23 protein-coding genes are annotated in these 26,752 nt (G+C 71.2%); 12 read left to right on the top strand and 11 right to left on the bottom strand.

Annotated elements, in window-relative coordinates; all coding sequences use genetic code 11:
* Positions 1 to 55: 55 nt before the first annotated feature.
* Together CCN37_RS40760 and CCN37_RS12730 are read right to left on the bottom strand one after the other, a co-directional pair.
* A complete protein-coding gene (locus tag CCN37_RS40760) occupies positions 56 to 1,600 on the bottom strand; it encodes a serine/threonine-protein kinase (protein WP_246842992.1) in 1,545 nt (514 codons plus the stop codon).
* A gap of 94 nt (positions 1,601 to 1,694) precedes the next feature.
* On the bottom strand, positions 1,695 to 2,624 hold the full coding sequence (locus CCN37_RS12730) for a DMT family transporter (RefSeq protein ID WP_246842991.1): 930 nt from the start codon (positions 2,622 to 2,624) through the stop codon (positions 1,695 to 1,697).
* A 108-nt stretch (positions 2,625 to 2,732) separates the two neighbouring features.
* Here CCN37_RS12730 and CCN37_RS12725 point away from each other — a divergent pair, with 108 nt between their 5' ends.
* Positions 2,733 to 3,644 (top strand): LysR family transcriptional regulator, encoded by a 912-nt coding sequence (locus CCN37_RS12725; RefSeq protein ID WP_086820947.1) that lies wholly within the window; start codon positions 2,733 to 2,735, stop codon positions 3,642 to 3,644.
* A 7-nt stretch (positions 3,645 to 3,651) separates the two neighbouring features.
* On the opposite strand, the gene CCN37_RS40755 is transcribed toward CCN37_RS12725, so the two are convergent.
* The 6 genes from CCN37_RS40755 to CCN37_RS12695 all read right to left on the bottom strand — a co-directional run bounded on the left by CCN37_RS40755 (position 3,652) and on the right by CCN37_RS12695 (position 9,611).
* On the bottom strand, positions 3,652 to 5,355 hold the full coding sequence (locus tag CCN37_RS40755; RefSeq protein ID WP_086820946.1) for a serine/threonine-protein kinase: 1,704 nt from the start codon (positions 5,353 to 5,355) through the stop codon (positions 3,652 to 3,654).
* A gap of 143 nt (positions 5,356 to 5,498) precedes the next feature.
* Positions 5,499 to 6,377, bottom strand: a complete 879-nt coding sequence (locus CCN37_RS12715; RefSeq protein WP_086820945.1) for a hypothetical protein — start codon at positions 6,375 to 6,377, stop codon at positions 5,499 to 5,501.
* 139 nt (positions 6,378 to 6,516) lie between these two features.
* Positions 6,517 to 7,356 (bottom strand): hypothetical protein, encoded by an 840-nt coding sequence (locus CCN37_RS12710; protein WP_086820944.1) that lies wholly within the window; start codon positions 7,354 to 7,356, stop codon positions 6,517 to 6,519.
* A 167-nt stretch (positions 7,357 to 7,523) separates the two neighbouring features.
* A complete protein-coding gene (locus tag CCN37_RS12705) occupies positions 7,524 to 8,438 on the bottom strand; it encodes a hypothetical protein (protein ID WP_086820943.1) in 915 nt (304 codons plus the stop codon).
* A 27-nt stretch (positions 8,439 to 8,465) separates the two neighbouring features.
* Positions 8,466 to 9,200, bottom strand: coding sequence for a PIG-L deacetylase family protein (locus CCN37_RS12700; RefSeq protein ID WP_086820942.1), 735 nt, complete (start codon positions 9,198 to 9,200; stop codon positions 8,466 to 8,468).
* Positions 9,201 to 9,305: 105 nt separating this feature from the next.
* Positions 9,306 to 9,611: a hypothetical protein gene (locus tag CCN37_RS12695; protein WP_086820941.1), complete on the bottom strand. Its 306-nt coding sequence runs from the start codon at positions 9,609 to 9,611 to the stop codon at positions 9,306 to 9,308.
* 105 nt (positions 9,612 to 9,716) lie between these two features.
* On the opposite strand from CCN37_RS12695, the gene CCN37_RS12690 reads away from it, so the two are divergent.
* A complete protein-coding gene (locus CCN37_RS12690) occupies positions 9,717 to 10,832 on the top strand; it encodes a histone deacetylase (protein WP_168200646.1) in 1,116 nt (371 codons plus the stop codon).
* Here CCN37_RS12690 and CCN37_RS12685 read toward each other — a convergent pair.
* On the bottom strand, positions 10,829 to 11,173 hold the full coding sequence (locus CCN37_RS12685; RefSeq protein WP_256388040.1) for a chorismate mutase: 345 nt from the start codon (positions 11,171 to 11,173) through the stop codon (positions 10,829 to 10,831). The genes CCN37_RS12690 and CCN37_RS12685 overlap by 4 nt on opposite strands.
* A 248-nt stretch (positions 11,174 to 11,421) precedes the next feature.
* On the opposite strand from CCN37_RS12685, the gene CCN37_RS12680 reads away from it, so the two are divergent.
* Both CCN37_RS12680 and pcrA read left to right on the top strand, forming a co-directional pair.
* Complete coding sequence (locus CCN37_RS12680; protein WP_168200645.1) at positions 11,422 to 12,234, top strand: SdrD B-like domain-containing protein; 813 nt, start codon at positions 11,422 to 11,424, stop codon at positions 12,232 to 12,234.
* A 50-nt stretch (positions 12,235 to 12,284) separates the two neighbouring features.
* Entirely contained in the window at positions 12,285 to 14,675 is a 2,391-nt protein-coding gene (gene pcrA, locus CCN37_RS12675; protein ID WP_086820938.1) for a DNA helicase PcrA, read from the top strand.
* Between the two features lie 406 nt (positions 14,676 to 15,081).
* On the opposite strand, the gene CCN37_RS12670 is transcribed toward pcrA, so the two are convergent.
* Together CCN37_RS12670 and CCN37_RS12665 are read right to left on the bottom strand one after the other, a co-directional pair.
* On the bottom strand, positions 15,082 to 15,663 hold the full coding sequence (locus CCN37_RS12670) for a M23 family metallopeptidase (protein WP_371504071.1): 582 nt from the start codon (positions 15,661 to 15,663) through the stop codon (positions 15,082 to 15,084).
* Between the two features lie 408 nt (positions 15,664 to 16,071).
* Positions 16,072 to 17,082 (bottom strand): triacylglycerol lipase, encoded by a 1,011-nt coding sequence (locus tag CCN37_RS12665; protein ID WP_246842989.1) that lies wholly within the window; start codon positions 17,080 to 17,082, stop codon positions 16,072 to 16,074.
* Positions 17,083 to 17,209: 127 nt separating this feature from the next.
* On the opposite strand from CCN37_RS12665, the gene CCN37_RS12660 reads away from it, so the two are divergent.
* From CCN37_RS12660 to purH, 8 genes are all read left to right on the top strand, one after another.
* Complete coding sequence (locus CCN37_RS12660) at positions 17,210 to 18,934, top strand: hypothetical protein (protein ID WP_143261577.1); 1,725 nt, start codon at positions 17,210 to 17,212, stop codon at positions 18,932 to 18,934.
* A complete protein-coding gene (locus CCN37_RS12655) occupies positions 18,931 to 19,248 on the top strand; it encodes a cobalamin-dependent protein (RefSeq protein ID WP_143261576.1) in 318 nt (105 codons plus the stop codon). Before CCN37_RS12660 ends, CCN37_RS12655 begins: the two co-directional genes overlap by 4 nt.
* Positions 19,249 to 19,410: 162 nt before the next feature.
* The gene (gene sucC, locus CCN37_RS12650; RefSeq protein WP_086820934.1) at positions 19,411 to 20,580 is read left to right on the top strand and encodes an ADP-forming succinate--CoA ligase subunit beta; all 1,170 of its coding nucleotides are present in this window, start codon (positions 19,411 to 19,413) and stop codon (positions 20,578 to 20,580) included.
* A 9-nt stretch (positions 20,581 to 20,589) separates the two neighbouring features.
* Positions 20,590 to 21,480 carry a succinate--CoA ligase subunit alpha gene (sucD, locus tag CCN37_RS12645; RefSeq protein WP_086820933.1) on the top strand — a complete coding sequence of 297 codons (891 nt, stop codon included), beginning with the start codon at positions 20,590 to 20,592 and terminating at the stop codon, positions 21,478 to 21,480.
* A 211-nt stretch (positions 21,481 to 21,691) separates the two neighbouring features.
* Positions 21,692 to 22,276 (top strand): DUF5336 domain-containing protein, encoded by a 585-nt coding sequence (locus tag CCN37_RS12640; RefSeq protein ID WP_086820932.1) that lies wholly within the window; start codon positions 21,692 to 21,694, stop codon positions 22,274 to 22,276.
* Positions 22,277 to 22,453: 177 nt separating this feature from the next.
* Complete coding sequence (locus CCN37_RS12635; RefSeq protein ID WP_143261575.1) at positions 22,454 to 24,028, top strand: DUF6350 family protein; 1,575 nt, start codon at positions 22,454 to 22,456, stop codon at positions 24,026 to 24,028.
* Positions 24,029 to 24,154: 126 nt separating this feature from the next.
* On the top strand, positions 24,155 to 24,772 hold the full coding sequence (purN, locus tag CCN37_RS12630) for a phosphoribosylglycinamide formyltransferase (protein ID WP_086820990.1): 618 nt from the start codon (positions 24,155 to 24,157) through the stop codon (positions 24,770 to 24,772).
* Entirely contained in the window at positions 24,769 to 26,340 is a 1,572-nt protein-coding gene (gene purH, locus CCN37_RS12625; protein WP_086820930.1) for a bifunctional phosphoribosylaminoimidazolecarboxamide formyltransferase/IMP cyclohydrolase, read from the top strand. Before purN ends, purH begins: the two co-directional genes overlap by 4 nt.
* Positions 26,341 to 26,752: the final 412 nt, after the last annotated feature.

Genomic DNA, 26,752 nt, shown 5'->3' with positions numbered 1-26,752 from the left:
GAGTTCACCGCACCAAACGGGGCTTTCGCGGTCCGCCCCTGATGCGGCTGAGGCGTCAGGGGCCTTCGCCGCCGGAGCCGCCCTGCTTGACGGTGCCGATCTGCACCTGGTCGCCGGAGACCACCGTGGAGACCACGTAGGCGGCCGAGGCGGCGGAGATGCCCGTCTTCTTGATCTTCAGGGTGAGGTGCACGGCGTCGCCGACCACGCGCATGCCGCGCTGGATCTTCACCGACTCGACGTCGGCCCACTGGGCCTGGAAGGCCGCGAGGGTGGGCCGCGTCGCCGGGGCGAGACGTTGGTAGGCGGCCGTGGTGTTGCCCGGGAGCAGGTCGTAGAACTGCCGGACGGCCTCCTTGATCAGCCGGTTCCTCGGCGTCTCCGGAGTCGTGGTCGGTGCGGGCGGCGGCTGGCTCTGGCTCGGCTGCGCCGGCCCGCCGGAAGGAGGGGGAGCAGCCTGCTGGTCGTCGCCGGGGAGGGGCACAACGGCTCCGCCGGGCAGGGTCGTCACACGGCTTCCCGGCGAGGACGTGCTCGTCGGGCCGATCGTGCCGCTGACCCCCGGGCCGGGTCCGAAGGTGATGGTCCTGATCTCACCGGGCGGGCCCGCGGTCGCCACCTGGCGCTGGTTGAGCACCAGCAGCGCGGTCACCAGCGCGCCGACCACCGCGGCGAACGCGACCGCGACGGCGATCACGCCAGCCCTGCGGCGGCGCAGCGTCTTGTCCTCGAGAGCCTGCGGCGAGGTCCAGTTCGGCACCGCCACGATCTTGGGCCGGGAGCCGCCCGCGATGGCCTCCAGCATCGGCAGCGCCTCGGCCGCGGTTGGGCGGGTCCTGGGGTCGCGGGTGAGCAGGCAGGCCAGCAGCTCGTCCAGCTCGCCCGCGCGCTCCGGCTTGCGGACCTCGCCGGAGGCGACGGCGCGCAGCAGCGCGAAGGTGTTCTCGTTGAGCCCGAACGGCGGAACGCCCTCCACCGCCGCGTACAGGGTGGAGCCGAGCGAGAAGACGTCCGACGGCATGCCCGGTTCGGCGCCGTCGGCCACCTCCGGTGCCAGGTAGGCGGGGGTGCCGGAGAGCATGCCGGTCCTGGTCAGGGTGGCGTCGCCGGTGGCGCGGGAGATGCCGAAGTCGGTGATCTTGACCGTGCCGCTCGGGCTGATCAGCACGTTGCCCGGCTTGATGTCGCGGTGCACGATCCCGGCCTCGTGGGCGGCGGTCAGCGCGGCGGCGACCTGGTAGCCGATCTTGGCGACCTCGCGCGGCTCCAGCGGCCCGCGTTCGTGCACCAGCGCGGCCAGGCTCTGCGAAGGCAGGTACTCCATCACCAGCCACGGCACGCCGTCGGACTGCACCACGTCGAACACGGTGATCGCGTTCGGGTGGTGCAGCCGGGCGGCGATCCGGCCCTCGCGCATCGCGCGCAGGGTGGCCTCCTCGGCCTCCTCCGCGTCCATGCCCGGCGGCAGCAGCAGCTGCTTCACCGCGACCGTCCGGCTGAGCAGCTCGTCGGTCGCGCGCCAGACGATGCCCATCGCGCCGCTGCCGATGCGGTCCAGCAGGCGGTACCGCCCGGCGAGCGTGTGATCCGCGCCATCCACGGAGAGGGAGGCTAGAGCCTTGGGGGGAACCAAAGCGAACTGATGGACCAATCCGGAACCGACCTGTGAGCAACCACCCACTGTACCGAGCTGGTTACTGGCTGGTAGCCTTCGCCGTTTCGGTGGGCGGAACGATGAGCGGCGTCCTGGCCTTCCTCGGCCGGGTGAGCATCACGCCGCCGACCACCACCAGCATCCCGATGACGACCCGGATGCTCAGCTCCTCGCCGAGCACGATCGCGCCGAGCGCCACCGACACCACCGGCATCAGGTAGGTGACCGTCGTGGTGGCGGTCGCGCCCTCGTCGGAGATCAGCCGGAAGAAGAGCAGGAACGAGAACCCCGTGCCGAAGACGCCGAGCACGGCGGCGGCCAGGAGTGCGCTGGTGAGCTCCCAGTGCACCGGCTGGGTGCCCGCGACGGGGATGAGCACACCGGTGAGCGCGGTCGCCATCAGCATCTGACCGGCCGCGGTCGAGGTGGGCGCGATGCCCTTGTTGCTGAGGTTGCGGCCGACGTACACCGCGCCGATGCCGTAGCTGAGCGCGGCGACGAGGATCGCGATGCTGCCCGGCAGCGCCGAGCCCGCTCCGGCCCGCCACGGCGCGAAGATCAGCATCACCCCGGCGAAGCCGAGCACCATGCCCAGCACGCGCAGCGGGCCGAAGGACTTCTCCTGGCCGAGGCCCGCGGCGATCAGCAGCGTCCACAGCGGGGTCGTCGCGTTGAGCACGCCCGCCATGCTGGAGTCGACGGTCTGCTGGCCGACGCCGAAGAGGATGAACGGCAGCACGTTGGCGAACAGCGCCGCGACGCCCAGGTGCAGCCAGGTCTTGCCGCCCTTGGGCAGCGGCAGCTTCATGGCCTTGCAGATCGCCACCAGCACCAGCGCGCCGAGGCCGACGCGGACGAAGACGATCTGCACGGGGGAGAGCGCCTTCAGCGCCAGTTCGATCCACAGGAAGCTGGAGCCCCACAGCAGTGCGAGCAGGGCGATCCTGGTGAGACTGCCGGACGACGTCACGCTGACCTCCTGGTTCACGGTGTTCCGAGACCAAGCGTGCGCCCGCGCAAGCATCAGGACAAGTGAATACTTCTGGTCGATCTTTAAGGAGAACTGTACGATTCCAGCATGCTGGACGTGCGTCGCCTTCGTGTTCTCCTTGCCGTCGTGAGCACCGGTTCGGTCAGCTCCGCCGCAGCCAATCTCGGTTACACGCCGTCCGCGATCAGCCAGCAGATCAGCACGCTGGAGCGCGAGGCCGGGCTGACCCTGTTGAGCAAGGCGGGCAGGGGAGTGCGCCCCACCGCGGCGGGCCGCCTGCTCGCCGAGCACGCAGCGGTGATCACCAACAAGCTCGCCGAGGCCGAGACCGCGCTGTCCGACCTCAGGGCCGGGCGCACCGGGCGGATGCGCGTCACCTACTTCACCACCGCCGGGGCCGTCCTGGTGCCGCCCGCCGTCGCCGAGTTCCGCGGTGAGTTCCCCGCGACCGCGCTCGACCTCACGGTCACCGATCCCGAGGACCCGTTGCAGGAGGTCAAGGCCGACCGCGCCGACGTGGCCATCACCGTCACGCTGCGCGAGGAGGAGCCGTACGCGCCGGGAATCCGCTTCCAGCACCTGCTCGACGACCCCTACCGCGCGGTGCTGCCGAAGGGGCACCCGCTGGGTCGGCAGCGCGTCGTCGACCTCGCGCAGCTGGCCGACCAGCCGTGGGTGGACAACGAGCCGCTGCCCGGCCAGTGCCGCGAGGTGGTGCTGGAGTCCTGCCGCTCCGCCGGGTTCCAGCCCGACTTCGCCGTGCAGGCGGGGGAGTACGTCAGCGCGCAGGGCTTCGTCGCCGCCGGACTGGGCGTCTCACTGATCCCGGCGATGGCTCTGCGCGCGGTGAACCCGAACGTGCTGGTCCGCAGGCTGCGCAATCCGGAGCCGGTGCGGCGCATCTACGCGGCGACGCCCGAGGCCGACGCGGAGAACCCGGCGACGCTCGGGCTGCTGCGAGCGCTGCGCGCGGCGGCTTCGGCGGCCGCCGCGCGGTGAGCGGCGCTCAGATGCTGTTGAGGCAGACCTGGCTGTTCTCGTAGGACATCCGCAGCGTCTTCTTCTCGGTGGTCGGCTTCTCCGCGTCCTTGGCCAGGGTCTCCATCTCGAAGGACACGACCTTGTCCGAGGTCATCTCCACGTCGCTGACCTTGACGCTCTTGATCTTTTCCCAGTAGCTCTTGTACAGGGTGTAGTTCTGCGACCTGCGGTAGGACTCGCAGAACTTGTTGAACGCGACCTCCGGGTTGCCCGGCACCAGCTTGTAGTAGTTCTTGACCGCGTTGACGTAGTCCTTCTCCGTCGGAACGGCCGAGGTGGTGGTCGTCGTCGGCGGAGGCGTGGTGGTCGTCGTCTCGGTTGTCGTGCTCGACTTGGACGGGCTAGACCGCTTCGGCGAGGAGGCGGTCTGGCTCGGCTGTTCGCTGCTCGGGTACGCGCCCCCGCTGCCGCTGTTGTTGTCCTTCTTGCTGAACAAGCTGCTCAGCAGGATGCCCAGCAGCGCGGCCGCGATCACCGCGCCGACCGCGATCAGGATCGGCTTGGTGTTGGAGCGGCGCTCCTGCGGCTCGTCCCTGCGGTCGCGATCCCGGTCGCGGTCCCGCCCGGTGCCGGGACGGCTGCCGCCCCCGCCGACGCCGCCCGCGCCGCCGATGCTGGTCGCGCCGGGGCCGACCCTGGTGGCGGGCGCGTCGCTGAGCGGTCGCGCGTCCAGCCGGGTCATCGCCGGGTTGTTCGGGTTGCTGCCGGGGTTGCCGGGAATCGGCGTGCGCGGGCCGCTGCGCAGCCCGGGGTGCACGGCCTGGGTCGGCGCCGAGGGACCACCGGGCATCTGGGTGGTCGGCGGCACCGCGCCCCAACCCTGCGGCGGCGTCACCAGCGGGGCCGCCCGGCCCTCTGCGATGGCGCGCAGCGACTCCGCGGCCTGGGTCATGGTCGGCCGGTCGGTGGGCTGCGGGCGCAGCAGGTGCATCAGCACCGAGGTCAGCGGGCCGGCCAGCTGGGGCGGGCGCACGATGCCCGCCGCGACCAGGTGCAGCAGCGCCAGGGTGTTCTCGTTGAGCCCGAACGGCGGCTCGCCCTCGACGGCCGCGTACAGCGTCGAGCCGAGCGAGAAGATGTCCGATGCCGGTCCGGGCTCGTAGCCCTTGGCCACCTCGGGCGCCAGGTAGGCGGGGGTGCCCGCGAGCATGCCGGTCTTGGTGACCGTGACGTCGCCGGTGGCGCGGGAGATGCCGAAGTCGGTGATCTTCACCGAGCCGTCGTCGCCGAGCAGGATGTTGCCCGGCTTGATGTCGCGGTGCACGATCCCGGCCGCGTGCGCGGCGGCCAGCGCGACCGCGACGTGCGAGCCGATCCTGGCCACCTCGCGCGGCGGCAGCTTGCCCTCGTCGTAGACGACGTTGGCCAGGCTGCGCGACGGCAGGTACTCCATCACCAGGCACGGCAGGCCGTTGTCCTCGGCGACGTCGAACACGCCGATGGCGTTCGGGTGCTGCAACCGGGCGGCGATCCGGCCCTCGCGCATGGCGCGCTGCTTGGCCTCCTCGGCCTCGCCAGCCTCCATGCCGGACTGCAACAGCAGCTGCTTCACCGCGACGACGCGGTGCAGCCGCTCGTCCCGGGCCTGCCAGACCACGCCCATCGCACCGGCGCCGATCCGTCGTTCCAGCCGGTAGCGCCCGGCGACAAGGCGACCTTCTTCGCTCACGCTGCCGCCTCGCTCTGCTTGGTCACCGTGCGGCTCCCCGTGTCGGTCACGGCACCCAGGTTAGAGCCACCACTCGTACGGGTGGTTCTGCGCCCGGAGGGCCGTTTGTGTTCGCAAGTCCGAAAGGGGACGCCCCTGGAGGATCAGCGGTTGCGTGCCGAGAGCACCGTTGCGTCGGCGATACGTGGCGCTGACCCTTCCGTGACAACGATCCGCTGCTCGGAGCGGACGCGGCGCCCATCAGCCCAGACGTACTCGACCACGACCCGCGCGGTGTTGGCCCCGGCGGCCTTGGCGGAGGTGAGAGTGGCGGAACGCACACCCCGCCACGACTCGCGGAACTCCTCGACGCCGCCCGTGGAGCGCATCTGCGGGGCGAGCATCTCGTAGGCCTCCGACGGCGCGTCGGGCGCCGCGCGGAAGAACCCGGTCAGCAGGTCCAGCACGGGATCGAGCAGCCCGCCGTTGTTGCCCGGCTTCTGCGTCGGCTTCGACGGCTGGGTGGTCGGTCCCGGCTGACCGGGACCCGCCGTCGGAGTGCTGCTCGGCTGGCTCGTCGGCCGGTTTTCGCTGGTCGGCTGCGGTTGCGGCTGCTGAGGAGGCGGCTGGGGTGCCTGCGTCGGCTGCTCCGGCCCGCCGCCGGGGTTCGTCGGCGCGGGCTTGCCGGTGGTCGTCGTCGTGGGCTCGGTGCTGGGCGACTGCTCGCCCTCCTCGCCGCCGACGCCGTCGGGGTTGGCCTTGGCGGCCTCGCCGATCAGGTTCGGCTGCAGCGCGCGGCCGCCGGTGAAGTAGTTCTGCGCGCGGGAGGTGTTCTGCGCCTGGCTGTCGTCCTCACCGGTGAAGAGCACGGTTCCGGCGACGATCGCGCCGCAGACGCCGACCACGCCCGCCGCGACGCCGATGGCGCGCATGACGGTGCGCTGGTTCGCGGGACGCTGGGCCGCCCGGCCCTCGCGGTGCAGCAGGTCGGAGACGAGCACCTGCGTGCGCTTAGCGCCCCGCTCGCGTTTGTCGCCAGCCACGGCTGATCCACCTTCCAGTCAGAACACGTTCAGTGACTGGAATACCGGACCTCGGCGAAGAATGTCACCAATTCGGAGGTACGTGAAAGCTGTCAGCACCCGTTCGGAGCAACTTCGAACGCCTAACGTCGCAGTGCTCTCAGCTCTGCTGCACGGAGAGCAGTTCCGCCGCCACGATCTGTCGCGGCTCGGCGACGCTGAGGGTCAGCAGCTGCTCCATCCGCAGCTTGGTGCCGTTGAGCAGCTCCAGCGTCGCGGTGCCGAGCACGCCGTTTCGGCTCTGCTCCACGTTCTTGACCTGCACCGACTTCACGCTCTCCCACGCCTTGAGGAAGGCGGCGCGGTCCTGGCCGACGAGCCGGGCGTCCACCATCTGCAACGCCAGGTCGGGGCGGTGCTGCAACCGCTGGAAGAACTCGTGCACGACCTCGACGGCCGTGGTCGGCGTGACCGCGTTCGGTTGCCAGGTGCTGTTCTGCCTGGCCACCGGGGCGACCGGCTTGGCGGAGGTCGACGGCTGCTTGGCGCCGGGGGCGCCGAGCGCGGTGTTGACCTTGGTGGCGTTGGTCAGCCGGTCCAGCACGAGGTCGGGGCGAAGTGCGAGGGTGCCGCCCAGGTGCGGGGCCTGGTACTGCACGAGCGGTCCGCGCGGTCCGTAGTCGGCCGTGATCACCGAGGCGGCGACGACGGAGCCCGCCAGCAGCAGGGCGCCGAACACCAGGCCGACCGTGCGCAGCGGCTTGAGCAGCGGGTGCTCGCCCTCCTCCGGCTCGGGGTCCGGGTCGGGGTCGAAGCTGTAGACCGGCTGCGGGGAGGTGGCGCCCGAGGCGACGCGCTCGAACACCTCGGACCGGAAGTGGTAGCCGCCCGTGGCGTCGGCGCCCGGGTACCTGGGCACGCCGGGCTGCTTCCTGATCAGCTCGGCGACGGTGACCGCACCGGCGCGCTGGTGCCGGCGACCTGTGGTCGAGCGCTCCACGGTGGCTGCCTCCGTACGTTCTGTGGTCGGCAGAACTCGTATCGTGACATCGGCTCCGGGCGCGACACTCTGATGCGACTTCACCTGTTTGGAGCGCTGAACGGTCGTTTTGGACCAGCCGAACGGGTGTCGAACTACCCGCAGTAGCCGATTTTTGCGAGTTTGGTTCACCGTTGGGCTGAGGACACCAAGCGCTCGGCATCGACCAGCGGAGCGGCGGTCGGGACGAACCTGAGTTCGCGCTCCTGGACGACGATTCTGCCGTCCTTCTCCTTGATCTCGAGCACCGAGGTGGTCACACCGCGCGCCGGGTCCACCCGTATCCCCTTGAACTCCAGCCGGTCCTCCAGCGAGCCGAACCGCTTCTGGAAGGTGGGCAGGCCCTCCTTCTTCAGTTCGGGGCTGGCGAGGTCGGCGAAGGCCTTCTCGACGTCGTTGGCGACCGCGGAGAAGAAGCGCACCGTGCTCTCGGTCAGCTGGCTCACCGGGATCAGCTCCGGGCCGAACGAGGGGATCGTGGTGACCGGCGGCGTGGTCATGCTGGAGGTCGTGCTCGGCGTCCCGGTGCCCGGCGAGGTGGTCTCGGCCGAGGAGCCGGTGGTGCGCCGCGGACCGCCACCGGAGCCGGAGCCCTCCTGGCCGACCGCGCCCTGCGCGCCGGACGGGCGGCCCCCGGAGCGCGCGCCCTGCTCCGCCTTGGCCGGGGTCGAGGTCGTCGTGGTCGCCAGCATCAGCTCGCTGGGGTACGCGGGAAGCGCGTTGATCCGGTCGAAGACGTCCTTCGGGCCGACCAGGGTGACCGCGGCGGTCACGAGCACGACCAGCACCGTCGCCGAGGACAGCCCGGCGAACCAGGCCGCGCGCTTCCAGGTGGCCGGCGGTGTGACCGAGGCGGGGACCATGCCGAGGTCGAGCTTGCGCAGGCCGCCGGTGTTGGTGTCGTCGATCGGGTCGACGGCCGCGGCGCCCGGCGCGTCGGGGGAGTCATCGGGGGTCGGCGTCCAGGCCAGCGCGTTGGCTTCCGGGCGGTGCCGCCCCCGCTGGGGTCGGTACCGCTGCGCAGGCCCCTGCCCGCTGTCCATCGCGAAACCCCTTTCGCGCGCCTTGGGTCAGCCGGTGTTGACGACCTGGAACGTCTCGGCGAGCCTGCCCGGAGCGAGACCGTGCCGCTGTGCCGCTGCTTCCAGGAACGTCCGCATGCCTTCCTCAAGTCCATCGGCATCGCCGGTCTGGGACTTGTGGGAACGCAGGGCGGCCATTTTCGCCGCCATCGTGTCGGTGATGTCGACGGCGTGGTTGCGCCGGTCGAGCGGGCCGTCGGCGAGCCAGAGCTCACGGACGGTCCACGGTCCCAGTCCCTCGGCGAGCAGGTCGGGGTGGGCGTGCGGGTTGCGCGCGTCCGGGTAGACGGCGGCGAACGCGGCCTCGCCGGCGGCCCGGTGGTCCGGGTGCGAGGTGACGATGTGGTCCCAGTTGATCTCCGGTGACCAGGTGAGCACCCGGTCCGGCCGGAACGCGCGGATGACCCGGGTGATGTCGCGGCGCAGCTCCAGCGAGGCGGTCAGGCCGCCGTCCGGGTGGCCGAGGAAGTGCAGCTCGTCGACGCCGACCACCTTCGCGGCGGCGCGCTGCTCGTTCTCGCGCAGCCTGGCGATCTCGGCGCGCGGGGTGTCCAGGTCGCCGGTGGCCTCACCGGAGGTGCACACGCAGTAGGCGACCTCGATCCCGGAGGCGGTCCACGAGGCCACGGTGCCCGCGGCGCCGAAGTCGACGTCGTCGGGGTGTGCGCTGATGACGAGCGCCCGGCTGACCCGGGAACCCTGGACGTCCTGTGCGCTCGTCATCTTGCACAGAGTAAGACTGCGCCGTTCGTGGTTGCGCTACGGGGACGGTCTGTCACTCGGTGTGACCCCCGGTCGGAGGATCCCACCAAGATCAATGTGCGCTGGTCAGCTGTTGCGGAAGCGCTGCTGCGTCTCCTGGAGGGCCTTGGTGGAGGCGACACCGCTGCCCGCGCCGATGAGGATGGCGATGACGTCGAGGAAGACTCCGCCGCCGGTGAAGAACAGCGCCAGCAGCGCGATACCACCGGTCGCGCCCGCGACGCCCCAGCGGCCGCTGACCCACTGGGAGATGTGCGAGGCACCGGGCCTGCGCTTCGCCGCCGAGTTCAGCATGGCGAGGTAGCCGCCGTGCACGACCGCGGCGACCACGGCGAGAATTGCGACGATCACTGCGATGAGGTGCAACACCATGCCTCCAGTGTGCGCCTTCCTCATCACGCGCGGGTGACGCGGTGACCCTGAGAAGCCCCTGATATTCGCCTGCACGGCGTCCGTGAGCGCCCGTAACCTGCGCCGGTGGACGTGTTCTGGCACGAGGACTGCTTCTCCCACGACGCCGGGCACGGCCTGTGGGAGCTGCCTGGGGACTGGCCGTGGCTCGACGTCGCCGAGCAGCACCCGGAGAACGCCGACCGCCTCCGCACGATGCTCGGCGTGCTGCGGCGCGGACCGATCGCCCCGCGACTGCGTTGGCATGAGGGCCGCGCGGCGACGGAGGAGGAGCTGGCCACCGTCCACGACCGCGGCTACCTCGACGCGCTGAAGGTGGCCTGCGCCGGACCCGAGCGCGTCGCGCTGGAGGAGAACACCGTTGTGGGGCCGGGCTCCTGGCCCGCGATCCTCGCGGCGGCGGGAACCACGCTCGCGGCGATGGAGGCGGTGCTGGACGGTCGCGCGCGAACCGCCTACGCGATGGTCCGCCCACCCGGTCACCACGCCCAGCCCGCGGCGGCCGACGGCTACTGCATGGTCAACAACATCGCGCTCGCCGCGGCTCTGGCGAAGCGCGGGGGCGCGCGGCGGGTCGCGATCCTCGACTGGGACGTCCACCACGGCAACGGCACCCAAGAGGCGTTCCTCAGCGATCCCGACGTGCTGACGATCTCCGTGCACATGCGGCACGGCTCGTGGGGCGGCAGCCACCCGCAGACCGGAGCCCCCGACGAACTGGGAGCACTGGGGCGCAACGCCAACATCGAGCTGTCGCTCGGCGCGGGCGACAGCGCGTACCTGCGAGCGCTGGAGGAGGTCGCGGCGCCGTTGCTGCGAGCCTTCCGCCCGGACGTCCTGTTGTGCGCGTCGGGTTTCGACGCGAGCGCCTTCGACCCCAACGGCAGGCACAACGTCACCGCCGAGGGGTACCGGGCGATCGGCCGCCGGGTCGCCGGGTTGGCCGACGAGCTGACCGGCGGTCGTCTGCTGCTCACCCAGGAGGGCGGCTACCAGCGCGGGTACGCGGCGGTCTGCCTGCACGCGCTGGTCGAGGGACTGCTCGGGATCACCCAGCCACTGCTGCCCGATCCGATCGCCTACGTGCCCGACGACGCCGTGCGCAACGCGGCGGTGACCGACGCCGACCTGGCCGCCGTTCTCGCCGCGCTCACACCGCACTGGCCGGGGGTGTTCCCCTAGCGGCCCAGCCTGCCCCTGCCCAGGCGCAGCAGCAGCATGCCCAGCTCGCGGCCCTCGGGACCGAGGTCGCGGAAGCGGGCGAGCACGGCCATCTCCCGGCTGTAGACGATCTTGGGGCCGCCCTCGGCCATCCTGGCGGCGCCGATGGTGCGCGAGACCTCGCTGCGCCGCTGGATCAGCCGGAGGATCTCGGCGTCGAGCTGGTCGATCTCCAGCCGCAGCGCGTTGATGTCCGGAGCGGCGTCCGTGGTGCTCTGCTGGGTTGCGGGCTCGCTGTCCGCGGTGGCGTTCATCGTCGATGCTCCCTGGTGGGTTCTCGGAGAGGTTCCCGGCCCCGGCAGCAAAAAGCCCCGGGTCCAGTGGACTCCGGGGTGTTCCGTGTCAGAGTGCGGTCACTCGGCCACGGGCACCGGAGTCCGGTACCCGTAGAAAAAGTAGAAGCCAGAGCGAAGCACGAGGACAGTCTGACACGCGCTGTTCGCCTAGTCGAGTGCGCCCCGCGCGGATCACGTCGTGTTCGTCCGAACCCACCCGTGGCGCCCCCGCGCGTCCTACCGTGGTCGAGCACATCTCAATTCTGGAGGGGAAGTTGAGAAACACCATCCGCACCACGGGGATCGCCGCGCTCGCGCTGCTGTCGCTCACCTCGCTCGCCCTGCCCGCTTCGGCAGCACCCGAATCCGCCGTCGCCGGAGTCGTCTGGGCCGACGACGACTTCGACGGGGTCCGCGAGCGCGGCGAGGCGGGCAAGGCGGGCATCACCGTCGCCGCCTACCGCGAGGACGGCACGGAGGCCGCCACCGCCGTCACCAACAAGGCCGGGCACTACTCGCTCCCGCTCAGCGGCGGGCCCTACAAGCTGCGCCCGAAGTCGCTGCCGTTCGCGCTGACCGTCACCCGACCCAACACCGGCGACGACGCCCGCGACTCCGACTTCGACTGGAACGGTTGGGAGACAACGACTTTCTCCTGCGCGACCAGTTGCCCGAAGTTCGATCTCGGTGTGCTCCAGCGCAAGCAGGACATCGGGCTCACCGTCTCGCCCGCCGAGGTGAAGGCAGCCAAGGGGCAGAGCGTCGCCGTCGAGCTGACCGCGACCAACCACGGCACCGTCCCCAACGGCGGCGACTGGATCGAGGCCCAGTTCAAGGAGGGCCTGCAGATCACCTCCGCCAGCGGTGACGGATGGGCCTGCCGAGTCGACCCCGCCTCCGGGCAGTACCTGTTCTGCCGCTCCGAGGCCGACCACCTGCCCGGCACCGACCGCCCCAAGGTTCGCGTCGAGCTGACCCCGACGGCGGACAGCGGTGACATCTCGATGGACTTCCACGTCGCCGGGTTCCGCCGCTCCGAGAACGTCTTCCCCAACAACACGGCCACGCTGCGCGTTCACGTCGGCTGAGCGCGGGGGCGCGTGGGCGACGGGACCGGCGGAGTAGCCTGGGAACCACCATGGACACCCTGTTCGAGGTCTCCCAGTCAGATGATCACGGTCCCGTCGCTCGCCAGGCGCGCGGCCCAGAAGCGTTGCTGGAGGGGCTGAATCCCCAGCAGCGCGCCGCCGTCGAGCACAGCGGTTCACCCCTGCTCGTCGTCGCGGGCGCGGGCTCCGGCAAGACCCGGGTGCTGACCAGTCGCATCGCCCACCTGCTCGGTGCGCGCGGTGTGCACCCCGGCCAGATCATGGCGATCACCTTCACCAACAAGGCCGCCGCGGAGATGAAGGAGCGCGTCACCGCGCTCGTCGGCGGGCGCGCCAACGTGATGTGGGTGTCCACGTTCCACTCGATGTGCGTGCGGCTGCTGCGCCGCGAGGCGAAGAACCTGGACCTGCGCAGCTCCAACTTCTCCGTCTACGACGCCGACGACTCGCGCCGGTTGATCACGCTGGTCTCCCGCGAGCTGGACCTGGACCCCAAGCGCTACCCGGCCCGCACGCTCGCGGTGCACATCTCGAACCTGAAGAACGAGCTGATCGACCCGGTCGAGGCCGCCGACCGCGCGGGCAACGACCTGGAGCGCAGGGTCGCCGAGGTCTACACCGCCTACCAGCGCAGGCTGACCGAGTCGAACTCCTTCGACTTCGACGACCTGATCATGCGCACCGTTCGGCTGCTGCAGACCAGGCCCGACGTCGCCGAGCACTACCGCAGGCGCTTCCGGCACGTGCTGGTCGACGAGTACCAGGACACCAACCACGCCCAGTACGAGCTGGTGCGCGCGCTCGTCGGCACCGGCGGCGAGGACGGGATCGAGCCCGGCGAGCTGTGCGTCGTCGGTGACGCCGACCAGTCGATCTACGCCTTCCGCGGCGCCACGATCCGCAACATCGAGGAGTTCGAGCGCGACTACCCGCAGGCGCGGACGATCACGCTGGAGCAGAACTACCGCTCGACGCAGACGATCCTCACCGCCGCGAACGCGGTGATCGCCCGCAACTCCAACCGCAGGGAGAAGCGGCTGTGGACCGACCTCGGCGACGGCGACAAGATCGTCGGCTACGTCGGGGACAACGAGCACGACGAGGCCGCGTTCGTCGCCTCGGAGATCGACCGGCTCGTGGACACCGGTGACGCGAACTTCTCCGACATCGCGCTCTTCTACCGCACCAACAACAACTCCCGCGCCTTCGAGGAGGTGTTCATCCGCCTCGGCCTGCCGTACCGGGTCGTCGGCGGTGTCCGCTTCTACGAGCGCAGGGAGGTCCGCGACGCGCTGGCCTACCTCCGGCTGCTGTCCAACCCGGACGACACCGTCAGCCTGCGCCGCGTCCTCAACGTGCCCAAGCGCGGCATCGGCGACCGCGCCGAGGCGTGCGTTGCCGCGCACGCCGAGCGCGAGCGCGTCTCCTTCGCCGCCGCGCTGCGCGACGCGGCCGACGGCAAGGTCAGCCTGCTCAACCCGCGCTCGCAGCGGGCGATCGCCGGGTTCGTCGAGCTGACCGACGAGCTGCGCGCGCTGGTGACCGACGGCAAGGACGTCGCCGAGGTGCTGGACACCGTGCTGGAGCGCACCGGCTACCGGGGCGAGCTGGAGGCCAGCGACGACCCGCAGGACGCCTCGCGGGTGGACAACCTGACCGAGCTGATCACCGTGGCCCGCGAGTTCGTCCAGGCCGAGGCCACGGTGCCGGAGCCGGAGGAACCGGAGATCGACGACGCCGGGCAGCCCGCGCAGGGCTCGCTGGAGGCGTTCCTGGAGCGCGTCTCGCTCGTCGCCGACTCCGACCAGACCCCGGACGCGGGCGACGGCGTCGTCACGATGATGACGCTGCACACCGCGAAGGGCCTGGAGTTCCCCGTGGTGTTCTGCACCGGCTGGGAGGACGGGCTCTTCCCGCACCAGCGCGCACTCGGCGACCCCACCGAACTGGCCGAGGAACGCAGGCTCGCCTACGTCGGCATCACCAGGGCGCGGCAGCGGCTCTACGTCTCCAGGGCGCTCGTGCGCTCCGCGTGGGGGCAGCCGATGGCCAACCCGGCCTCGCGCTTCCTCGACGAGATCCCCGCCGACCTCCTCGAGTGGAAGCGCGTCGAGCCGGTGCGCTCCTCCGCGCCGACCTCGGCCACCCGCTGGGGCAGCAACCGCTCGCAGACGGGCAGCGGCTCCGCTCAGGCGGGCCTGGGCGCGCGGGGCATGCGCTCCACGCCGTTCAAGGGCTGGCAGGACACGCCCGCGATGAAGCTCGACGTCGGCGACCGCGTCTCGCACGACAAGTACGGCCTCGGCACCGTGGTCGCCACCGACGGCTCCGGCCCCAGGGCGACCGCCACCATCGACTTCGGCACCGGCGGCACCGTCCGCCTGATGCTGATCGGTGGAGTCCCGCTCACCAAGCTCTGAGCCCCACCCGGCCACCCTCGGACCCGCCTCGGCGGGCGAGGGTGGCTTTCGCACGCTCCGGGGACCCCCCACTTCAACGGTGGCGTGCGGTGGGGTGGCTCGTCCACGCGTGAGGCGGATGTGGGCGGAACTGTGCTCAGCGGCGTGCTCAGGGCGCGAGGCGGCGACGGTAGTCGAAACGGGTGAAACGACGCTTCCGCGAGGTTTGGCGGGGCGCCGGGCGGGCTACGTGAGAGGCAGACCCCCGCACGGGTTGGGACACGCAGTCGCCGGGTGTGCGGTCGGGGGCACACCCGGCGACTGCGGATCTCCCACCGAAGCTCCCCGGAGCGAGGCCGGTCACCGAAAGAGGAACGACGAAAAGGCGAGCGCTCGATGAGCGATCGCCTCTTGGCCGTACGGGGTTCTACCTGACGAACACGCCGCGCTCGTTGAGCCACGGCAGCGGGTTGATCTTGCGCCCGCCCGAGTTCCAGACCTCGAAGTGCAGGTGCGGGCCGGTGGAGAAACCGCGGTTGCCCATGGTGGCGATCTGCTCGCCCGCCTTCACCTTCTTGCCCTCCTTCACCAGGATGCGGTCCACGTGCCCGTACACGGTCGTGGTGCCGTCGTGGTGCAGGACCTTGACCCAGAGGCCGAAGCCGCTCGCCGGGCCCGCCGCGATGATCGTGCCGTCGGCCACCGTGTAGATCGGGGTGCCGATGCGGTTGGCGATGTCCAGGCCGTAGTGGGTCGCGCCCCAGCGGGCGCCGTAGCCGGAGGTGAAGGTGCCGGAGGCGGGCTTCACGAACTTGACCCGGTTGCGCTCGGCTTCCTGCTCGGCGCGCTTGGCCAGTTCCGCCCTCAGCTGCTGGCTCTTGGCCAGCTTCTCGACCTCGAGAGACGGGTCGGAGACCTGCGAGGACAGCGGAACGACCTCGGGAGAGGGCGCGGTACCGCCCATGCCGAGCGCCGCGACGGCGCTGCGACCGGATGCCAGTGGAGCCACTTCGTCTGACGCGGAAGCAGAGTTCCCGCCCGGCGCGAGGGTCTGACCGGCGCCGGCGGCGACGAACGCGCCTGCCGCGACGGCCGCTACGACGACCCTGCCGCGAAGTGCGGACGGCGGCGGCGGGAGCCGGTGAGCTCCCTTGGGCCGTGAACCCGTCTGCGACAACGCGTCTGCGAGTGCCGGGGAGGATTGACTGCCGCCGGGGGTGCGGTGTTGCGCCAAGGCCTGCCCTTCCGTCTTCGGGGAGTCCGGGCGGACATTCCGGGCGGGGGATCCCGGCGAGTCGATGGGAACCGACTCAGCGTCCTGGTTTGTGACCGGACCGTGACAACGGACGGCGGCGACAGTAGCCAAGGGGTACCCCTACGGGCAAATCCCTGATCGGGTCATCTGCCGTTCGGCCGCTCATGCGGACGAGTGTGACCCGCTGCGATAACGGAGCGTGTTTTCGGTAGTGTGATCCAGATCACAAGCAACGTGCGAACGGGTCGGACGTCTGTACTTCACCTGCGTCAGAGTGCCCAGCACCGCGTGCACACAGCGACGGGCGATGGGCAGGGAGAGGTGTCCCACGTCACGGAGGCAGTGCTCCTCGACGTCGAGGTCCGGGTGTCGTAAACGGGCGTTGACCTGCGGGATCACCACCTCGTCCAGCTCGCTCCAGACCACCACGAACCGGGTGCGGCACCCGGGGGCCGGCTCGGCCAGTTCGGTCATCAGCTCCGAACCGGGCCGCAGCTCGCGGACGAGCTTGGTCGGCAGCAGGTAGGCGGACAGCGTCCCGGTGTGCGGGGTGCCGAGCGTGATGAGCGTGCGCACCCGCTCGTCGCCGCCCTGGCGCTGCACGTAGTACCTGGCGATGATCCCGCCGAGCGAGTGGCCGACCACGTGCACCGAGTCGGAGCCGGTCTCCTCGCACACCCGCTCGATGTGCGCGCCCAGCTCGGCGGCGGCGCTCCTGATGTCACCGGTGACCGCGGTCAGGATGCTGTAGTTCACGGCGTGCACGACGCCGAAGCCGCGCCTGCGCAGCGCGCCGGAGAGAACGGTGAAGATCGAGCGGTTGTCGCCGATGCCGTGCACCAGGACCACGGGGGTGCCCGCGCCCTCCAGGTTGGAGACGACGAGGCCGCGCTGCGACGGTGCCAGGTCGTCGGTGCGGTAGCGCTCGTAGTGGCCGCCGGGGCGCAGCTTCTCGGCCAGGGCTCCCCAGGGGTAGAGGACGGCGTGCGCGGCCAACCAGGTCGCTTCAACGGCGGCACCGCGCAAGCCACCGAGGCTGGCCATGCCGCGCAGCACCACGCCGACGCCCTCGCCGACCGCCTTCGCGGTCTCGGCGACGGCCGCGGCTCGGCGTGCGTGGCCGAGGAGGTGTTCCCCCAGCTCGTGCACGTCGGACCTCGCGATCTTCCCCATGGAGTGACGGTAAGTGATCTGCGCCACTCGCGCGTCAGTACATCGGTTTCTTTTCGCGGATACCCCTTCACCGCGAAAAAGATGCGTCGTACTGCTCTTGGCACCGCACTTCGCTAGCGTGGTCGCGGTGACCGCGCGGCCATCCACCTCACCTTCTCCTCCGGCGGATCGCAGTCCTTCGCGGGCTCCCGGTCCTGACGCGGCCTCCCCGCCGCTGACCACGGCGATCGCCCTGTCGGCGCTGTCCGCGGTCGCCGCCGCCCTCGCCCCGGTGCTGGGCGTGACGGCGCCCGCCGAACCCGCCGCCTTCACCTCCTGGCCGCTGCTGGGCCTGCTCGCGGCGCTGCCCGTGCTCGCGGCGCTCATCGCCCGCGCGCGCGGTCGCGTGGCGCTGGCCGCGGGGGTCCTCGTCCCGGCGGCGCTGCTCGCTCCCGGACGCGCCGCGATCGACCTCCAGTTCCTGGACGGCGCGAGCCTGGCCGCGCGTCCGGAGCTGCTGTTGCCGCACAGCCTGAACGTGCTGGGCGCGGGGCCCGGACTGCTCGCGCTGCTGGTCGCCCACGCCGCCACGGTCGCGGCCGGGTTCTTCGCGGCCAAGTCGCTCGCCAGGACCGGTGAGGCCGGAGAACCCAGGCACGGGCTGTTCGCCTTCACGCTCTGCGTCGGCGTGCTGGTCTCCGTCGGTCTCGCGGCGGCACCGTTCCGCTCGACCGATCCTTATCTTCTGCCCGCCGCGGTGCTGGACGCTCCGCCGTGGGTGCTCGTCGGCGTGCTCCTGGTCGCGGTCGCCGTGCCGATCTCCGCCGCGTTGGCCATCAGCTCGGCCGAGCCCGGCGCCGCCCGCGGCAAGCTGCTCGGCCTGGTGCTCGCCGTGCTCGGGCTGATCGTGCCGCCGATCGCCTCCGCCGTCGCCTCCGACCAGTTCTTCATCACGTGGGGGCCGTTCGTCGCACTGGCCGGAGCGCTCGTGCTCGCGGTGCTGGCGATCCCGGCCGGACGGGGGCGGGGGGAGCCCACCTCGGGAACCGATGACGTGGAGCTGCCCGGCCAGGAGCGGTTGCAGATGGTCGCCGGAGCCCTCGCCGTGCTCTCCGGGCTGGCCTCGCTCGCGGGCGGGCTGCTCGACACCATCGAGGTGCCGCCGGATCTGCCGAGCCTGGTGAACTACCCGGCCCGGATGCTGCTGCCCGCCGGAGGCGTCCTTCTAGTACTGGGGCTGGCGATGACCGTGCGCGGTCTCGCCGGGGCGCTGCGCCCCGTGCTCGCCGTCGCCTGGGCCGGGGTCGTCCTCGCCGCCGCCGTCGCGCTGGACGTGGTGGTCGGCGCTGTCGGGGTCGCCGGTGTCGAGGTCGCCTCCGGCACCTGGGCGCTGATCGCCGCCGTGGTGCTCGCGCTGGGCGCGGGTGCCGCTGCCGGGCTCGCGGGCGGGGTCGAGCGGGACGAGGTCGACCTCAGCGAGCCGATCCGCAACGACGCGCTCTTCGCCCCGGTCGGGCTCGCGGTGGCGCTGAGCGCGGCGGCCTTCGTCGTGCCCGTGCTCTCCGCTCCCGACTTCATCGCGCCCGGACTGCTCTCGCCGCTGCGCATCTCCTCGTGGGGCGTGCTCGTCGCGATGCTGACCGCCGTCGCCGCGAGCGCGCTGTCCTTGTTCTGCCGCCCGCGCCGCGCCGCCGGGCTGTTGTTCGGAGCCGCGATCGTCGTGGGCCTGCGCGCCGCCGAACTGCCGTTGACGGCGCAGCGAGTCGAAGGCGCGGCGGCGGCTTCCGGAATGTGGTTCGCGCTGGGTGGTTTCGCGGTGTTGCTCATCGCAGCGGGAATCGCCTTGTCCCGAAAGGAAAAGGCCACCGGATGACCCGAGTGGTGGTCGCGGGCGGGGCCGGTGCCGATCCGCTCGCGCGGGCGCTGCGGGACGCGGGCTTCGAGGTCGTCCACATAGGAGAGTCGCGCGACCCCGCGCAGGTCGCCGCGGCCGTCGTGCAGGAGGACGCCGTCGCCGTCGGCTTCACCGACGTTCCCGCCGAATCCGTGGAAGAACTTCGCGATCTGCTTGTGGCGCAGGGTGCTGAGGACGTCGTGCTCTTCCGCTCAGGAGCGGAACCCGGCGAGATTGTGGAATCGCTCACGGGCGCCGACCCCCGCCCGAGTGACGCCACGCGCACTACTTGAACGATTCCCCGGCGTTGCCTTCGTCTCAGTGAGCACGCGATTCCTGGTGATTCGCGTGCGCGGTGACCGACTTCACCGCAGGCGGGCGCGAATGCTTAGTGGCTGGTCGATAGGGTCACCCGGTCCGACAGCGGTGTCGTTGGCGAGATCAGGAGACTCTGAGTGGACCTGTACGAGTACCAGGCGAAGGACCTCTTCGCCGCCCACGGGGTCCCGGTGTTGCCGGGCGCCGTGGCCACCACCCCGGATGAGGCCGCGGCGATCGCCGCCGACTACGGCGTCGCCGTCGTCGTCAAGGCCCAGGTGAAGACCGGCGGTCGCGGCAAGGCCGGCGGCGTGAAGCTGGCCGAGACCGCCGAGGAGACCAAGACCAAGGCCGAGGGCATCCTCGGGCTGGACATCAAGGGTCACATCGTGCACCGCGTGCTGGTGACCCCCGCGTCCGACATCGCGGAGGAGTACTACTTCTCCTTCCTGCTGGACCGTTCCAACAGGACCTTCCTCGCCATGGCCTCCGTCGAGGGCGGCATGGACATCGAGGAGGTGGCCGTCTCCAAGCCGGAGGCGCTCGCCAAGATCGCGATCGACCCGATCGCCGGCGTCGACCTGGCCAAGGCCAACGAGATCGTCGCCGCGGCGAAGTTCCCCGCCGAGGTCGCCGACCAGGTCGCCGACACCATCGTGAAGCTCTGGGAGACCTTCGTCTCCGAGGACGCCACCCTGGTCGAGGTCAACCCGCTCGTGCGCGACCCGCACGGCAAGATCGTCGCGCTCGACGGCAAGGTCACCCTCGACGAGAACGCGGGCTTCCGCCACCCGGCGCACGCCGAGCTGGTCGACAAGGCCGCGGAGAACCCGCTCGAGGCCGCCGCCAAGGCCAAGGACCTCAACTACGTCAAGCTGGACGGCGAGGTCGGCATCATCGGCAACGGCGCCGGCCTGGTGATGTCCACCCTGGACGTCGTCGCCTACGCGGGCGAGAAGCACGGCGGCGTCAAGCCCGCCAACTTCCTCGACATCGGTGGCGGTGCCTCCGCCGAGGTGATGGCCAACGGCCTGGAGATCATCCTCTCCGACACCGACGTGCGCAGCGTCTTCGTGAACGTCTTCGGCGGCATCACCGCCTGCGACGCGGTCGCCAACGGCATCGTGAAGGCGCTGGAGATCCTCGGTGACGGGGCCACCAAGCCGCTGGTCGTCCGCCTGGACGGCAACAACGTCGTCGAGGGTCGCCGCATCCTCGCCGAGGCGAACCACCCGCTGGTCACCGTGGTGGACACCATGGACAACGCGGCCGACCGCGCCGCCGAACTCGCTGCCGCGGGGAAGTGACACAACAAGATGGCTATCTTCCTCACTGAGAACAGCAAGGTCATCGTCCAGGGCATGACCGGTGCCGAGGGCACCAAGCACACCAAGCGGATGCTGGCCTCCGGCACGAACATCGTCGGTGGCGTGAACCCGCGCAAGGCCGGCGAGAAGGTCGACTTCGACGGCACCGTCGTCCCGGTCTTCGGCTCCGTCGCCGAGGCCATGGAGGCCACCGGCGCCGACGTCACCGTGATCTTCGTTCCGCCGAAGTTCGCCAAGGACGCCGCGGTCGAGGCGATCGACGCGGGCATCGCGCTCGCCGTCGTCATCACCGAGGGCATCCCGGTGCACGACACCGCCTACTTCTGGGCCCACGCGGGCGCCAAGGGCAACAAGACCCGGATCATCGGGCCGAACTGCCCCGGCGTGATCAGCCCCGGCAAGGCCAACGCGGGCATCATCCCCGCCGACATCTCCGGCGCGGGCCGGATCGGCCTGGTGTCCAAGTCCGGCACGCTGACCTACCAGATGATGCACGAGCTGCGGGAGTTCGGTTTCTCCACCGCGGTCGGCATCGGCGGTGACCCGATCATCGGCACCACGCACATCGACTGCCTCCAGGCGTTCCAGGACGACCCGGAGACCGACGCCATCGTGATGATCGGCGAGATCGGTGGCGACGCCGAGGAGCGCGCGGCGGCCTACATCGCCGAGCACATCACCAAGCCGGTCGTCGGCTACGTCGCGGGCTTCACCGCCCCCGAGGGCAAGACGATGGGCCACGCGGGCGCGATCGTGTCGGGTTCCTCCGGCACCGCGGCCGCGAAGCAGGAGGCCCTCGAGGCCGCCGGCGTGAAGGTCGGCAAGACGCCGTCCGCGACCGCCGACCTGATGCGCGAGATCATGAAGTCCCTCGCCTGACAGCCGCTTTCGGACACGAGGCCGGGTGACCCTTCGCGGGTCACCCGGCCTCTGTCGTCACGCAGCGGTGGTGGTTGACTCGAACGGGTTCGACACACCGGGGGAAGCCCTGGGTGTCGGATGTCGTCCTGACGGTGGAATCGGCTAGCGTTCCGCTGCCACAACCCTCAAGCGTCCACAGTGGCCGCCTCGTTCGAGGAGGAGACCCAGCATGTCCGTGCCCTATGGCGCGCCCCAGCCCCATCCCCAGCAGCCCGGGATGCCCGGGCAGCCGGGAAAGCCCCTCGACCTCGGCTTCATCCTCTCGCTCGTCGCCGCGGGACTGGCGCTCGTCGCGTTCTTCTGCGGCTTCGCCACCGACGCCCGCGGCGCCGTCTCGGCGTACCAGCTCGCCGGCGGTGTGCTCGCCGGGCTCGCGGTGCTGCCCAAGGCTCCCAAGCTGCTCTGGGCGGCCGCGCCGCTGGCCGTGGTGCCCGCGCTGCAGCTGCTGCAGGGCCTGATCGCGTCCTCGTCGGTCAGCGGCCTGTACGTGGTGGTCTTCATCGCCAGCCTGCTCCAGGCCGGTGCGACGGTGGTGGCGCTGCTCGCCGACATCGAGATCATCAAGCTGCAGCCGAAGCCGCAGTACGGCCCGCCCGGCGGCTGGAACCCGGCCTCCGGCGGATTCCCGCAGCCCTACGGCCAGCAGCCCGGCGGCTACCCGCAGCAGGGCTACCCCCAGCAGCCGCAGCAGCCGCAGCAGACCCAGCAGTTCGGTCAGCCCGGAACCCCGCCCGGTGGTTTCCAGCAGAGCTGATGCTGATCAAATAGAGCAAGACCTCTCGTCGGGGTGGCACCGCGGTCGCGGTGTCACCCTGACGGCTTTTCCGAGGCTGGTCACGCGGCGTGCCTCACCCGGACGGCGATCCGCCGGTGCGAGTGTGCCCGCATGACCACGGCTCAACCTACTGACCAGGGGGTAGACGAGGTGGTCGTGCGACCGCGGGCGGCTCCGAGGGGCCTGCGGGTCCGGTTACTCGTAGTAGCCGCGCTCGGTCCGTTGGTGCTCGGGTTCCTCGTCGCGGCGAGCGTGTCCGCCGTCGTGGTGGGCTCGGCCCCGCTCGCCGTCTTCTCCGTTCCCGAAGTCCTCGCGTCGGCCCGCTGGCTGTGGCTGGCCGCCCACCAGGTGCCGGTGACCCTGCGCGGCGCCCCGCTCGGCGTGCTGCCGCTGCTGCTCACCCTCATCGTGGCGTTGCTCGTGGCGCGCTCGGCCAGGGCCTCCGCGCGCCGGATGCGGTTGCGCGCCCCCGGCCCGACCCAGCAGCTGATCGGCACCATCGCCGCAGCGCACGGGGTTTTCGCCGCCGTGCTCGCCGCGGTGCAGCCGGAAGGCGCGGCCGTCGCGACGCCGACGACCGCTTTCGTCGGTGCCGCACTGGTTTCCGGTGTCGCCGCGACCATCGCGCTCGCCGAGACGTGCGGCCTGGCCGAGCTGATCAGCAGGCTGGACGCGCCGCTGCGACGCGGCCTCTACGTCGGCGTTCTCGGGCTCGGCGCGCTCCTCGCGGTGGGCGCGCTGCTGTTCTCCGTCGGGCTGCTGGTGGCCCTGCCCAAGGTCGCGGGCATGTTCCTGGACACCGGCCAGGGCATCGCCGAGTTCTTCGGCATCGCGTTGCTGTGCCTGGCCTACCTGCCCAACATCGTGATCGCCGCGAGTTCCTTCGCGCTCGGATCGGGCTTCGCGGTGGGCAAAGCGGTGATCGCGCCGATCGGCATGGCGCTGGCGCCGGTGCCCTCGGTGCCGCTGCTGGCCGCGCTGCCGCCGGTCACCAGCCGGTGGTGGCTCGTGGTCTTCGTGCTGCCGCTGCTGGTCGGCGTGCTCGTCGGCTGGTGCTGCCGCAAGTGCTCGCCCGAGCCGATCGAGCGGGTGAAGGCCGTCGCGGTCGCCGCCGTGCTGATCGGGTTGGCCATGTTCGTGCTGGCCTTCCTCGCCGGGGGCAGGCTCGGCGGTGGGCCGTTCGACCCGGTGACCGTGCAGGCGGGCAAGGTCGTGCTGGCCGCAGCGGGATGGGTTCTGGTGCCAGGAGCCCTTGTGGCGTGGGTGTTCGCGCCCAAGGCCGAGGAGGAGCCCGCGGCCGAGGCCGCCGCCGAGTCTGAGTCTGACTCCGAGTCGGGGTCGGAGTCGGAGTCGGATGAGGAGGCTGTTCTCGAAGCAGAGGACGCGGACGAGGACTCCGAAGACTCTGCGGAAGACGCCGAAGAGGATTCCGAGGCGCCGGAAGCCGTCGACGAGCCCGAGGACGCCGAAGAGCCTGAGGCGCTTGAGGAATCCGACGAGGCCGAGGCGCCGGAAGCGCCGGAGACGTCGGAACTGTCCGAAGTGGACGTTGACGACTTCGAGGACTACGAGGAGTACGACGACGTCGAGGAGACCGAGGGCTACCGGTTCGAGCCGCTGCCCGAGGACTTCGAGGACGAGGAGGACCGGCTCGCGCGGGAACTCGCGGAGGAGCTGGGCGAGGAGCTGACGATCGACGACGAGGACCCGCCCCCACCGCCGAAGCGCTGACGCGCCGCCCGCCCTGCTCGATGTGATCCACACGGCAGGAACTACGCTGGTCACGCCCCTGATCCGGCTTGCCAGGAGACGAAGCTGAGCCCATCGCACCCGGATGTGACGCCGCTCGCACAGCGGCTGAGCGTGCCGGTCCCCGCCCGCGTCGTTGCCCTCGTGTCCGGTTCGGGCACCCTGCTCCAGGCGCTGCTGGACGCGGTGGACGCCGGGGACTACCCGGCGACCGTCGTCGCGGTCGGCGCGGACCGGAGCAAGCTCGAAGGGCTCGACCGGGCCCGGCGCCACGGCGTCCCGACCTTCTCCGTCCGACTGCGCGACCACGCCGACCGCACCGCGTGGGACCGCGCGCTGGCCGAGGAGATCGCCGCGCACGAGCCCGACCTGGTGGTCTCCGCCGGGTTCATGAAGATCCTCGGGCCGGCCGTGCTTGAGCGCTTCGGCGGTCGCGTGATCAACACGCATCCCGCGCTGCTGCCCGCTTTCCCCGGCGCGCACGCCGTCGCCGACGCCATCTCCTACGGCGTCAAGGTCACCGGCTGCACCGTGCACCTGGTCGACGCGGGCGTGGACACCGGGCCGATCCTCGCCCAGGAGGCGGTCGCCGTGCTGCCCGGCGAGGCCGAGACAGACCTGCACGAGCGGATCAAGGAGGTCGAGCGGCGGATGCTGGTCGACGTCCTCGCCCGGCTCGCGCGAGAAGGCTGCACCACAACGGGACGAGAGGTGAACATTCCGTGACCGCGACAGATGGCCTGCGGCCGGTCCGCAGGGCGCTGCTGGGCGTGTCCGACAAGGCCGGGCTGGTCGAGCTGGCCGCCGGGCTGCACGAGGCCGGGGTGGAGCTGGTCTCCACCGGCGGGACCGCGAAGGCGATCGCCGCCGCTGGCATTCCCGTCACCCCGGTCGAGCAGGTCACCGGGTTCCCCGAGTGCCTGGACGGCCGGGTCAAGACGCTGCACCCCGGTGTGCACGCCGGGCTGCTCGCCGACGTCCGCCGCCCCGAGCACGTCGAGCAGCTGGAGCGGATGGAGATCGCCGCCTTCGACCTGCTCGTGGTGAACCTGTACCCGTTCCGGGAGACGGTGGCCTCCGGCGCGTCCGAGGACGAGTGCGTCGAGCAGATCGACATCGGCGGACCGGCGATGGTCCGCGCCTCCGCCAAGAACCACGCCAACGTCGTGGTCGTCGTCGACCCGGCGCGCTACGAGTGGGTGCTGGAGCGCGTGCGGGGCGGCGGGTTCAGCCTCGCTGACCGCCAGGGCCTCGCCGCCGACGCCTTCCGGCACACCGCGAGCTACGACGTCGCGGTGGCCTCGTGGATGGGCAGCACCATCGCCGCCGACGAGTCCGGCTTCCCGAGCTGGGCCGGTGCGACGTGGGAGCGCTCCTCGGTGCTGCGCTACGGCGAGAACCCGCACCAGCGCGCCGCGCTCTACCTCACCCCCGGCGCCGCTGGCCTCGCCACCGCGAAGCAGTTGCACGGCAAGGAGATGTCGTACAACAACTACGTCGACGCCGACGCCGCGTGGCGCTCCGCGCACGACCACTCCGACGCGTGCGTCGCGATCATCAAGCACGCCAACCCCTGTGGCATCGCGGTGTCCACTGTGGATGGTGACGTGATCGCGGACGCGCACCGCAAGGCGCACGCCTGCGATCCGGTCAGCGCCTTCGGCGGCGTGATCGCGGCCAACCGCGAGGTGACCGTGGAGATGGCCGAGCAGGTGGCGGAGATCTTCACCGAGGTGATCGTCGCCCCGGGCTACGCCGACGGTGCCGTGGATGTGTTGACCCGCAAGAAGAACGTCCGCATCCTCGTCGCCGAGGCCCCGGTGCGCGGCGGGCTGGAGATGCGCGCGGTCTCCGGTGGCCTGCTGCTCCAGGCCGCTGACGCGATCGACGCCGAGGGCGACTCCGCCTCGAAGTGGACGCTCGCGTGCGGAGAGCCGGTCGACGACGCGACCATGGCCGACCTGGTGTTCGCCTGGCGGGCCTGTCGCGCGGTGAAGTCCAACGCGATCCTGCTGGCCAGCGGGGGCGCCACGGTCGGGGCGGGCATGGGCCAGGTCAACCGCGTCGACGCCGCTCGGCTCGCCGTCTCCCGTGCGGGGGACCGCGCCAAGGGCTCCGTCGCGGCCTCTGACGCCTTCTTCCCGTTCCCCGACGGGCTCGAGGTGCTGACCGCCGCCGGGGTGCGCGCGGTGGTCCAGCCGGGTGGCTCCGTGCGGGACTCCGCGGTCATCGAGGCGGCCCAGGCGGCCGGGGTCACGATGTACCTGACGGGGACGCGTCACTTCGCGCACTGACCTGCGGTTTTGATCGGAAGGGCCCGGCGTTGTCGGGCCCTTCTCCTATGGTGTGGAAACCCTCGTCCGAGTGACTTGACGGGGGCGGCGGGCCCCGGTTTACTAGTCCCATCGTTCGAACACGTGTTCGAACGAACGCCAGGGCTGGTGCGGGATCAGCCGTGGTGGTCACCGGCTTCTTGTGGCGTGTGTGTTCGTTGGGTGCGGGCTCCTTCGCCGGGGAAGAGGAAGCGGGTGTTCGGTGTGGCACTCGCTCCGCGGGTTGTCGCCGGACGGGGTGGTCGTGGCCAACGGGGTGGTCATGACCTCCGGCGGCGGTTCGCGGGGCGGGTGTGACCGAAGAGGTGTGGATTCGTTCGCCGCCGTGTCGCTGTCCGCCTGACCTGCGACCCGGTGGTGCGGTGGCGAACAG

Source organism: Allokutzneria sp. NRRL B-24872, from assembly GCF_002155965.1.
Taxonomy (GTDB): Bacteria; Actinomycetota; Actinomycetes; order Mycobacteriales; family Pseudonocardiaceae; genus Allokutzneria.
Note: the sequence above shows the minus strand (reverse complement) of the source record. Positions and strands in the feature narration are given on the sequence as shown.